General features: G+C 40.4%; 15 protein-coding genes and 1 pseudogene. 1 reads left to right on the forward strand and 15 read right to left on the reverse strand.

The genetic code is table 11. The features are described from left to right. Positions 1-238 precede the first annotated feature (238 nt). From B5E92_RS14070 to B5E92_RS14085, 4 genes are all read right to left on the reverse strand, one after another. A complete protein-coding gene (locus B5E92_RS14070; RefSeq protein ID WP_032547283.1) occupies positions 239-487 on the reverse strand; it encodes a helix-turn-helix domain-containing protein in 249 nt (82 codons plus the stop codon). Next, positions 474-902: an RNA polymerase sigma factor gene (locus tag B5E92_RS14075; protein WP_087303235.1), complete on the reverse strand. Its 429-nt coding sequence runs from the start codon at positions 900-902 to the stop codon at positions 474-476. Before B5E92_RS14075 ends, B5E92_RS14070 begins: the two co-directional genes overlap by 14 nt. A gap of 439 nt (positions 903-1,341) precedes the next feature. After that, positions 1,342-1,707: a hypothetical protein gene (locus B5E92_RS14080; protein WP_010817913.1), complete on the reverse strand. Its 366-nt coding sequence runs from the start codon at positions 1,705-1,707 to the stop codon at positions 1,342-1,344. A gap of 19 nt (positions 1,708-1,726) precedes the next feature. Beyond that, the gene (locus B5E92_RS14085; RefSeq protein ID WP_025189641.1) at positions 1,727-1,951 is read right to left on the reverse strand and encodes a hypothetical protein; all 225 of its coding nucleotides are present in this window, start codon (positions 1,949-1,951) and stop codon (positions 1,727-1,729) included. Between the two features lie 151 nt (positions 1,952-2,102). Here B5E92_RS14085 and B5E92_RS14090 point away from each other — a divergent pair, with 151 nt between their 5' ends. Further along, positions 2,103-2,465: a helix-turn-helix domain-containing protein gene (locus tag B5E92_RS14090; protein WP_010817911.1), complete on the forward strand. Its 363-nt coding sequence runs from the start codon at positions 2,103-2,105 to the stop codon at positions 2,463-2,465. Between the two features lie 39 nt (positions 2,466-2,504). Here B5E92_RS14090 and B5E92_RS14095 read toward each other — a convergent pair whose 3' ends face one another. The 11 genes and pseudogenes from B5E92_RS14095 to B5E92_RS14145 all read right to left on the reverse strand — a co-directional run. Beyond that, the gene (locus tag B5E92_RS14095) at positions 2,505-2,747 is read right to left on the reverse strand and encodes a helix-turn-helix domain-containing protein (protein WP_010817910.1); all 243 of its coding nucleotides are present in this window, start codon (positions 2,745-2,747) and stop codon (positions 2,505-2,507) included. A 208-nt stretch (positions 2,748-2,955) separates the two neighbouring features. Further along, a complete protein-coding gene (locus B5E92_RS14100; RefSeq protein WP_025189640.1) occupies positions 2,956-3,573 on the reverse strand; it encodes a DUF998 domain-containing protein in 618 nt (205 codons plus the stop codon). Then, positions 3,563-3,802, reverse strand: a complete 240-nt coding sequence (locus tag B5E92_RS14105) for an AbrB/MazE/SpoVT family DNA-binding domain-containing protein (protein ID WP_010817908.1) — start codon at positions 3,800-3,802, stop codon at positions 3,563-3,565. The genes B5E92_RS14100 and B5E92_RS14105 overlap by 11 nt, the downstream gene beginning before the upstream one ends. Positions 3,803-3,942: 140 nt before the next feature. After that, on the reverse strand, positions 3,943-4,209 hold the full coding sequence (locus B5E92_RS14110) for a helix-turn-helix domain-containing protein (RefSeq protein WP_236906564.1): 267 nt from the start codon (positions 4,207-4,209) through the stop codon (positions 3,943-3,945). Between the two features lie 325 nt (positions 4,210-4,534). Beyond that, positions 4,535-4,921: a DUF3592 domain-containing protein gene (locus B5E92_RS14115; RefSeq protein WP_010817907.1), complete on the reverse strand. Its 387-nt coding sequence runs from the start codon at positions 4,919-4,921 to the stop codon at positions 4,535-4,537. A gap of 17 nt (positions 4,922-4,938) precedes the next feature. Next, positions 4,939-5,580: an ABC-2 transporter permease gene (locus B5E92_RS14120; protein ID WP_010817906.1), complete on the reverse strand. Its 642-nt coding sequence runs from the start codon at positions 5,578-5,580 to the stop codon at positions 4,939-4,941. A 2-nt stretch (positions 5,581-5,582) separates the two neighbouring features. Further along, on the reverse strand, positions 5,583-6,440 hold the full coding sequence (locus B5E92_RS14125; RefSeq protein ID WP_087303237.1) for an ABC transporter ATP-binding protein: 858 nt from the start codon (positions 6,438-6,440) through the stop codon (positions 5,583-5,585). A gap of 1 nt (position 6,441) precedes the next feature. Further along, on the reverse strand, positions 6,442-6,816 hold the full coding sequence (locus B5E92_RS14130) for a GntR family transcriptional regulator (protein WP_010817904.1): 375 nt from the start codon (positions 6,814-6,816) through the stop codon (positions 6,442-6,444). Positions 6,817-6,943: 127 nt separating this feature from the next. After that, positions 6,944-7,837, reverse strand: a complete 894-nt coding sequence (locus tag B5E92_RS14135) for a conjugal transfer protein (protein ID WP_010817903.1) — start codon at positions 7,835-7,837, stop codon at positions 6,944-6,946. Positions 7,838-7,852: 15 nt separating this feature from the next. Next, complete coding sequence (locus tag B5E92_RS14140; RefSeq protein ID WP_010817902.1) at positions 7,853-8,860, reverse strand: lysozyme family protein; 1,008 nt, start codon at positions 8,858-8,860, stop codon at positions 7,853-7,855. Next, positions 8,857-10,596 (reverse strand): annotated as a pseudogene (locus tag B5E92_RS14145) (CD3337/EF1877 family mobilome membrane protein); the annotation flags it as partial. The pseudogene B5E92_RS14145 and the gene B5E92_RS14140, both read right to left, overlap by 4 nt. Positions 10,597-10,686 lie beyond the last annotated feature (90 nt).

The following is a 10,686-nucleotide window of genomic DNA, read 5'->3' on the forward strand; positions in this document are numbered from 1 at the left end:
GTCGCTCTCGGATCACTGCGTGGGTCGCTCGCTCTCTTTTGGAAAGGTCATGGCGTACAGTCCCCGTGGCTCGCTGTATCACAAACGTATCTGTCTGCTTTATTCAGTTGTCAAAGACCACAACGGCTTATACGCCTGTCAAAACCTATATGAAGTCATATGGGTTTTGATAGATATACAAGCCCCAGAGAGGACGCAGGAAAGGGGATAATGCGTCACTCTGCAATAGGACGTTGGTTTATGCTACTTTGAAATTAAGTACCTGCTCAATCAGTTTTGCTTCCAAACGGCTACGCATATCCTCGTCAACGCTGGTGTGAGGATTGCCGTATTCGTCAATGCTTGTTCGCATGGACAAGCGGGCAATGTATGGCTCGTAATGGCATAACACAACATTCATAGCCAGAATATCGCCCTGTGAAGCGGAAACGATAACAGGGTAAGGCAATAAGCCATTGCCTTTATGTACCGCTTTATTCTTCTTCATGCTGTTTTTCCTCCATTCTTTTTCTGACTTTTTCAAATCCTCTTTGACGCTTATAGTTCACTGTACGGCGCACAATTTTCAGCAGGTCGGCAATCTCGCCGTCGTTGAAGCCTAAACCGTAGAGCAACAAGATAAAGCGTTCTTCCTCAGAAAGTTCCTGCAATGCTTCACTCAACAGCTCATTCTTGATTTTCACGTCATAGCCCATGACTTTGTAAAGGTCATAGTTTGTGGAGTAATCATCATAAGTCGAGAGTTCCGCAAGCTGTTCTGGCGTGAGTTCTGAAAAGGAAATCTGCAAATCGTTCATACGCTGGTAGTGCTTCTGAATATTGATTGCTTCATTCTTCAAAATCTTCTTGCAGTAACAGTCAAAGACTTTCTGAACATCTTCCGGAGAAGTGGGTCTGTTCACATTTTCACCTCCTTTCGCTTGTCAAAAGGCGGTGATTGTAACCGTTCCTTCCCCCTTTCCGTCATTAATACAAATGAGAGGATACGAGCTGGCAAAGTTTGAAAAAGAAATCCAGAAAAAACAAAAAAGCCCAAGAAGTTGTAATAACCTCGTTGAGCTTTAGTGAATATAATCGACAGATAGTGAGGAAATTCCACACGGAAATAGCTGTAAACTCCCTTAACATGGATTAAATTTTTTTTGATGATTTTCTTTTATGCGCTCCTGTCATTCGTAATCCTCCCGTGAAGAAACCGCCTTGCCAAAATAAGGCAAATTTCAACAGGATAAGCATAAAAGATAAATCCGTCCTAATTCCGTCCAAATCCCTGTTTTTCAGCAGGAACTAAAAAAGACTATCACACCCAGCATAAATGCCGTGGTTGCGATAGCCTGTGTATCAAATACTCTCTGTATTTTCTTTGATGAGCCGGCGTATCTCATCCCGTTTTTCTGGTGGTAGTTGACTAATGAAGTCCTCTATCCATTTATCAATCTGTTCATAAACATTTTCATCTTCATAGTATTCTGGATAGCCTTTCAGAATATCGAACTCCCTGTCTGTGCGTTCAGCTTCCTTACACGCTAGTTCTAAATGTTCGCTAATCAATTCCTGCGTGTAGGAAGAATAACCAAGAACGGTTGTGATGTATGTGATACGCTCAAAATCTACTTGTGTCATGGCTTCCTTGCCTGTCAGTAAGTTGTAGTCATGCTGTCCGCATAGAGACAGAAACACTTCCTTTTGCTTCTCCGCTTGAACCATAATAGCCACTCCTAAATCCTTAAAATTTTAGCTGTCTGCTGGCAGTACAGATAAATTCCTCTGGTGTAGGTGTACTGTTGCCAAACATACGCCTAAACTCCGCCTGCTGGTCTGGGTCGTCACTATTCATTACCGCTATGATTTTATCCTGTATCTGTTCACGGACTTCTGAAACAGAAAGCCCATGCAGACGAGCCATTTCTTTTATCATTTTCCTGCTGTCCCTTTTACTGAATTTCATCATACGGTCAGAACACCTCTTTTCTCAAAATTGATGATATATTTCAAAAAAATCCGCTAAAAATATAGTACATAAATGTTTCATCTATACAGACTATTATATTACACTCTGTGAATAGTTACAATAATGAAAAGCAAGAAAGGAGAGGGGAACTGTGGAAATAGACTATAAAGCAATCGGACAGCGTATCAAGATAGCACGAATTAAGAAAGGCATAACACAGGAAGCCGTCGCAGACCTTATAGATATTACCCCAGCCCACATGAGCAACGTGGAAACAGGGAAAACAAAAGTCAGCCTGCCGACACTAATTGAGATTGCCAATGCTCTTTCCGTATCAGTTGATGTTCTCCTATGTGATAATGTACTTGCTTCACAGAATATTTTCAAGGGAGAAGCAAAAGAGATTTTTGAGGATTGCGACGAATACGAAATCCGATTTTTAGTTGACCTGCTGAAATGTGCCAAATCAGCCATGCGTAGGGATAAGGAAGTAAGAAATCAGTTCAACAGATAAAACCGTAGCGTGCAGATCACAATGAATTGTGAAATACAGCTACGGTTTTTCTTCTCCGCTGAATTTATATCCCACACCCCAGACAGTGATGATATATTGTGGATTGTCTGGGTGCGGTTCGATTTTTAGTCTTAGTTTTCTGATGAATGAGGAGAGATTGCTTGCGTCCGGTGCATTATCATATCCCCATACGTTTTCGTAAATCTGCTCCTTTGTGAACACTTGTCCTTTGTGACGATAGAGAAAGAATAAAAGGTCAAACTGTTTAGATGTCAAATACACTTCTTCTCCGTTAATTTTGACGTAACTTCGTGTATACGGGTCAATAGAAAATTCTGGTGTATATTGTTTGAGCTGAATAGGAGAGGTAACTAATTCGTTTGATAGCCATTCAAGTGCTTTTTTGAAAACTTCTTCCTCATTATCAGAAAGAGAAATAACTAATAACTTCCCATGTAATCACCACCTTATAGATTTCACTACTAATACGCTATTTTTCCAGTAGCATTAAACAGCCCAAAGGTAAGTACATGAACAGCAATGATAACCGTTGCCATAAGCCTTCAAGTGCTAAAAATGTGTTCTTATAATTAGGCTTATCTCCCATAACAAAACATGAAAAAAACAATATTGCTAATATAAAGCACCCTATGCAGAAAAATAAAAATTTGATGTCGTTTATTTTATAAGCATAAATCCCAACCAAAAGCGGTGCAAATGTTAGGCACATAAAACCAATAACAGAGCCATAACCATGTATTTTTTCTGAAAGAGTATCAAGACTTTTCACTTCCCCAACAGAGAATAAACCAGAAAGAATACACCCCCCGATTGCATAAATCAACACTATGAAAAAAAGGATTACTGCAATCAGTTTTGAACTTTCTGAAATAATCGCATATATTTTAAAATCGATTACTGCTAATGTAATTCCAAAGACTATTAGCCACATATTATACACATTATGGAACGGTGCCTTACTATTTCCGAGAACGCTCATAACTTGCGTCAAATGATTATACCCTTTATAGGAAGGTGCTAAGATAAAGGGAATGACCAAATCTAAAATCAAAACTATCGGTAATATAATCATAATGTTATTCTTCATCATTAATACCTTTACTCAAATTACCGAGTCCTTTTAATATTTTTACAGCCAATTCTTTCATAATATCAGCTTTTACAATAGCAAGCCCTTGTTCTTCATCACCCAGCACTAATAAAGTATCTCCTGCCTTAATATCAAAAATCTGCCTTGCTTCTTTCGGGATAACAATTTGTCCCTTTTCTCCAACTTTTACTGTTCCAAATATATGCTGTCCTTTTTTCATTGCCATATTTACATCTCCATTCTTACTTTTTTGTTTAGTCATACTTTTCATACCAACAATACAAGTATAAATCAAAATGAAAAACCTGTCAATATATCCAACACAAAAACCGTAGCGTGCAGATCACAATGAATTGCGAAATACAGCTACGGTTTTTCTTCTCCGCTGAATTTATATCCCACGCCCCAGACAGTAATGATGTATCGTGGATTGTCTGGCTGTGGTTCAATTTTCAGTCTTAGTTTTCTAATGAATGAGGAGAGATTGCTTGCGTCTGGAGCATTGTCATATCCCCACACGTTTTCGTAAATCTGTTCTTTTGTAAATACTTGTCCTTTATGTGAGGATAAGAAATATAAAAGGTCAAATTCTTTTGCAGTCAAATTTATTTTACTTCCCTCTCTATCTATCACGATACGAGTGTAAGGATTGATAGATAATTCTGCCGTTTGAATTTTAATAAGTGTTGGAGTGGTATTCAGTTTTGTAGATAGACATTCTAAAATATGCTGAAAAAAGTCATTATCTTTATCAGTAAATTCTATAATTAATATTTTCCCATACTACCACCCACTTTTAAAATATATATGATGTTTTATTTTCAATATTTTATAACCTTTTACCGTGTATTTATTCACTTCTTACTATTTTTCCATTTGCGATAGATAAAGTTCCCGATTGGCAATAGAATACAAATAGCAATAAACCAGTCTGGAAAATGTGGCATTTTATTCCCTCCTAATGCATTATTTTGAAAGTGATAATTAACAAGCATCCAACTACAACTAAAGAAGAAACAATAATACGCTTTACAGAAAAATGATACAGTTTCTCCGGCTGGAATATATCATACCGTATTTGAACAACGCTTCCAACATCTGCTGTCATGGAAACTTGTATCTGATTTTGTGAAATATAATTTTTTCCAGCAACATTATAGGATACGGTAGCCCATTTTGAATTTCTCATTTTTTCGGTCGAAGGATTGATTGTCCTAAATGAGATTATCGTTCCCTGCGTTTCTTTAGAGTGGCTTCTGTTTATCAAAAAAGAAGCAATATTAGTTAGACAAAATCCGAAAGCAAATAGAGCTATAACACTCATAAAAATAATTTCTTTGTCCATAATAAGCACCTCAAAAATTATGATAAGTCGGCTTTTTTATAAATTCTGACCGAAATAGCAGAAGATACAATTAAAATCAGAAAACTGGCTATCATACTACAAGTCACCAAAAATACAGGGTTTATATTGTCTAAAATATTTGTAATGAAGCTGTTTTCTATTTTTAGCGACTGCGCAAATATAAATGGTGAAGCCATAATAAGCACCACAAAAAACAGCTTTGTTTTTTCATAACCAAGTTTATATTGCGCTGGCAGATAGACACCTAAAAACAATGAAACTACCATGAACAATAGAATTGGTACTTTATATCCGATACTGCGAAGCTGTGGAAATATAAGTGTTTCAATACCAAAAATCAAACAGCAAGCAAGGTATATCAATATGCAAAAAATATATTTTGACAATACTATGTTTTTTCGTGAAAATGGTAAAGCACATAATAAAGTTGAGGCTTTTGGATATTGCGTTTCTTTTAAAGATACATATTGCAAAAGCATGAAAATTGAAAAAATCGTTATCAGTACAAATCCAAGTATACCTGCATATTCTGGGGAACGCCATAATAAAAACACTGGGAAAAGAATACATACTGCGAACATTATTAATACATATTTTTTTACAATCAAAAAGTCCTTTTTCACTAATTGAAATAGCATTTTTACTTCCCTCCCTTAACATTACATAGCATAATATCCTCTATGGTCGGACGCTCAATAATACAATTTGGCATAATTTTCTTAATTTCATCAGCATATTTAGTAATTGCCGTAAAGCCAAAAATTGTTTTATCAATATTCATGAATAGTTTTTCCATTTCTATATTCAAATCTTTTATATCGCCTTTTACTATTCGATAACTATCGAGTAAAATATCTTTTTCCTCTTGAAAGACAATTTTTCCATTGTCAATCATAATTAACATATCAGCGATTTTATCTAAGTCAGAAGTTATGTGTGTAGAGAAAAAAACACCACGCCCACGATACTCCATAAACTCTTTCAGTATATCAAGCAGTTGACTTCGAATAAGAGGGTCAAGTCCGCTGGTTGGTTCGTCCATGATCAACAGTTCTGCTTTATGAGAGAGAGCAAGAGCTAACGCATATTTCATTCGCATACCTTTTGACAGGGTGCCAATTTTCTGTTTAGGGTTGAGCGTAAAGCGTTCAAGATACGATTGAAATACCTTATTGTCACATGACTTATAAGCCGAAGCTACAATATTTTTCATTTCTGAAAGACTTAATTCATCATAAAAACCGCCATCGTCAAGGACAATTCCGATACGTTCTTTAATTTCTTTTTCATTTGTATCCATATTTAGTCCAAATAAGCGAATATCGCCAGATATTTTAGGAGTTAAGCCTAGTATAGATTTTAATGTACTTGTCTTACCAGCTCCGTTTATTCCGATAAAACCCGTAATACATCCTTCTGGCAATGAAAAGGAAACGTCTTGTAGGGAAAAGTGCTGATAACTTTTATTCAACCCTTTGACTTCTAAAATATTCTCCATATTATTCCTCCTTAAATAGAATATTCATCATGTCATTTAATTCTTGTTGTGTAATTCCAAGTGATTTTGCAGTCTGTATCATTTCCAACATTTTTTGCTCTACAAGGCGACGTTTAGAATCTCGCAAAAGTTCTACATTACTTGTGGAAACAAATGTCCCAATACCCACTTGACTGTTAACGAAGCCTTCTTTTTCTAAATCGTCATAAACTCGTCGTATCGTTAAAACACTTACTTTTAAATCATTGGCAAATGCCCTAATAGACGGTAAAGGGTCTCCCTCAACCAGTTCACCTTTTAAGATAGCGTCAATAATCTGTTCTTTTATCTGCTGGTAAAGAGGGGCATCTGACGTGTTGGAAATAAGAATTTTCATATCGTACCCCCTTAGTGTGATGTTTATATATACACACTATACACTATATGCACTATGATGTCAATAGATATAACTTGATGTAAAGAAATAAAGCGTATATCCCTTAAAAAGATATACGCTTCAATAATTAACCTATAATCTTCCAGTTGCTATCTTTATGGAGCGTCAGCTCATACTGTGATACCTGTGTCGCCTTTGTTTGATTGTCAATAAACTTCACCGAAACGCTCACTTTCACATTGTCGCCGTCAGCCGTGAATACCGGATTGACAAGCTCGGAGTAGAGATAGTCCCCGTTTATCGGTTCAAGGGCATTTCCCTCTACATAGTAGGCAAGCTCCTTGTCCGTTGCGGTAGGGTACAGCTTGAAGAATGTTTCCAGAAATGCCGTAGCGTCATTCACCGTATCAGCGTCCACGCTGTTGTCGGCTTCCTGTGTCTTTGGTTCGTAGCTGGATTTTTCCATAGCAGGGGCAAGGGTCGGGTTCTGGATAATCACCATATCCCCGTCAGTGTCCACATGAACGGTTACGGTATAGGTTTCTGATACGTTCCTTGTCTGGTCGCCCTCTTTTATCTGTTGATCTATTTCATAGGTAACAGAAAAAGCGTTCTCCCCAGACTGTTCCACGTCCCAGATAAGTACGTCCGTAACCGTGGAGCTGGTCGGTATATCCGTTCTCACAGTATCAACATTCAAATCCTGCAATTCCTGTGTCAGATAGGCACTGATAGCCTGTCTCCTTGCTTCGATTGCTTCCTTGTTGTTGCTCCATGTGTAATAGGACTTCACAAAGTTCTTGACGAAATTTTCTATGCCGTTGGTGTCATTCAAGCGGAGCTGTATGGTTTCTATTTCATGCATGGTGTGCTGGTCGATAGCGGTAAAATTCTTATACACACCAAAGCTCACGCTTGCGATAAGCACCACCCAGAGGGCAATGACGGACTTCTTATGTGTCCCCACTTTCATAGTGCGGATTTTCTTTTCCTTTATCGGTTTTTCTTTCTTCTTGAACATGATTTCCATTCCTTTCTATTGCTTAATTCTGCCAGCCCCGATAAGGTGTTGTTGCCAGTAGGAGCTTGTAAGGTCGGCATAACCTATCGGGTCGCCAGCGTGGTACATCTGGTTATTTCCCACATAGATACCGACGTGGGTTACATACGTCCCAGCATTGTAGGTACTGTGGAAGAACACTAAATCCCCAGCCTGTGCCTGTGATAGCGGGATATGCTGGGTAGCGTCATACTGTGCCTGTGCGGTTCTCGGCAGACTGATACCCGCCTTGCCATAGCACCATTGAACCAGCCCCGAACAGTCAAAAGAAGTGTTAGGATTGCTCCCGCCATACACATAGTCCCAGCCTTGATATTTCAGAGCTTCATTCATTATCTTCTGTGCCAGCTCGCCCGATACTTGACTGACAGTGAGATACTGGCTGACAAGCTCCACATAGAACATATTCCCGTACCCGTATCGCCAGCCACCGTTGCGGGCGACAGCGATAGGGTTCGTGTAGGTGACTTTTGTTCCACCCGACTTGTCACGGGCGAAATTCTCTGCCAGCGTGAAGCTGTGCTTTTTTCCGTTCTTAGCCACATAGCCGATATAGCCACCGCCATAGTTATAGGACTGCACCACGACGTTTATATCCTCTATGCCTTGATTTTCTGCTGAAGAAAGCAGGGAAGCAAAATACTTGCACCCCTGCTTGATTGAACTTTCTGTATCTAGGGAATTAGGCGGTAATCCCATACTCTCGGAACTCTGCATAACGTCCTCGGCTGTCCCGCCACTTTCCACCTGTATGATTGCCAGCAGATAGGGGACGTACTCGGAAATGCCGTACTCTCTAGCGTATTTCTCGACCATAGGCTGATGTTTCAAGACCTCTGCGGACAGGTTCATTCCCGTTACCCATGAGGAAGAACCACCGCCCCCGTCGTCGTCCTCGGCACTGATAAGCACACCAAAGAAAAGCACTATTGCAATGAGAAATGGAAATAGACTGCCGATAATGGCGATATGTCTTAGTTTCATTTCTTACGTCCTTTCTTTTTCGTGGTGTTTATGGTCGCTTTCTTGATGTTTCGCTCTTTTCTGGTGGTCTGTCGGTTCAGCTCCACACCATTAAGCCTTGTCCCGTGTTTCTGCGGTACAGGTTCATCAGATTTTGAAGCCAGCGGACGCTCCTTGACGGATTGTGGCGTGGTCGGCTCGGTATGTACCTTGTCGGTAGTGGCAGGACGCTTGATTTCCTGCATTTTTCCTGTGTCTGTCTTAGAGGCGGTGACAGGTCTTTCATGGGGACGGGTAGCTCCTGTTGTCGCTGATCCGTCCGTCGTTTTGCCAGCCTGTTTTGCTTCCTGTGCCTTTTGAAGCTCCATACGCTTGTCAGCGATATTCTGTCTGTGCTGTTGGAGCTTGTCGGCACGCTCACTCTGTCTGGTTTCCTGCCCCTGCACAATGCCACGCTTGAAGTCGGACACATTTGCTTTTGCCTTTTCCTTAGCGGAATGTACGGCATAGGCGGTCTGGGTCGGCATATCCTTGATATTCTCCTTGACAGCCGTTGCCTTGTCCTTGACCTTGTTTTTCGTATCGAGTACCGCACCTACGGCTGAACCAGCTCGGCTTCCGAAAGAAGCGTTGTCACGCTTGCGGGTCGTGCCGGCATGAGATTGTTTACTGCCAGCACTGGATAAGACAGAACCAGCCATTGCACCCGTTCCAGCACCTACCATACTTCCTTTTCCGACAGCTCTTACCAATCTGTTTTCCATACGCCTAGCCCTGTGTCGCATGAACATATAGGGACGACGGAATATCCTGCGTCCCATGCGCTGGCTGTCCCCAGCGTTGAGAGAGAACATACTCATAAGGTCGCCCAGCTTCATGTAGATACCCGCAAAGCAGACTATCTGTAAGAACGCAATCATAAAGAACGGGTAATCGGTAGAGATGTTGTAGAACATACTGGAAATGGAAAAAGCCACCGTGACAATGAGCGTTATCCCCGCCCTTGTCATAATCGTATTGAACACTCGCACGATTGCCTGTTTCGCCATGTTCTCATAGCTGGGTATCATGCTCAAAAGAAAACTGATAGGCAGGAACATGGCAAAGATGATAAATAGTATCTGGGAAAATATCATCATGCCCGTAAGCAGGAAAACGAATATCGTTATCCCCAGATTGAAGATGAGCAGAAAGAATACCATTCCCAGACGGTTGATGACCTGCGGTATCGTCAGATTGTCGTTGTCGTTATCCTCGATTTCTGTTTTTACCACGTCCTCACGGGTCGCCCCGTCGTCTGCTGACGGACTAACCGATACCAGAGCTTCCACACGGTCAGCTCCGATTTCCTCTATATCGCTGTTTCCGAACTGTAAGAGTAGCCACGGCTGTTGTACTTGTATGGAGAACAGGCTGTCCCTTATCAAGTCCACGCTGTCTTTTCCTTGACTGTCGCTGTCTGGGAGCATGATTTTTGTCCCCAAATCCAGCGAAGCGGTACTTATATCACTGGAAAAGTCGTTTATCTTCTTGATATAGTCGGGAGCGTAGGCGATAAAGGAAGCGGACACGAGAAACACCACAACGAAGTTGATAACGGCGTGTAATGCCTTGCTGGTTTCTCGCTTGATAAGCCCTGTGTAGGCTACATAGATACCCACCACAAGGATAATGAGAAGCAGGAAGCCCACATAGAAGCCAGTGCTTCCGAAGCCGTTTTCCGTCACGCCTATAAAAGTCAAGATAATTTGACCAATTTGTTGCAATTAAGTGTTCTCAGTTTTTTTAGGATTTAATTTATCTTTGATTCGATAAGATGGACCTGTGATATTAAATAAATATGAATA

Origin of the sequence: Erysipelatoclostridium sp. An15, assembly GCF_002160675.1 — a bacterium.
Lineage (GTDB): Bacteria > Bacillota_I > Bacilli_A > Erysipelotrichales > Coprobacillaceae > Thomasclavelia > Thomasclavelia merdavium.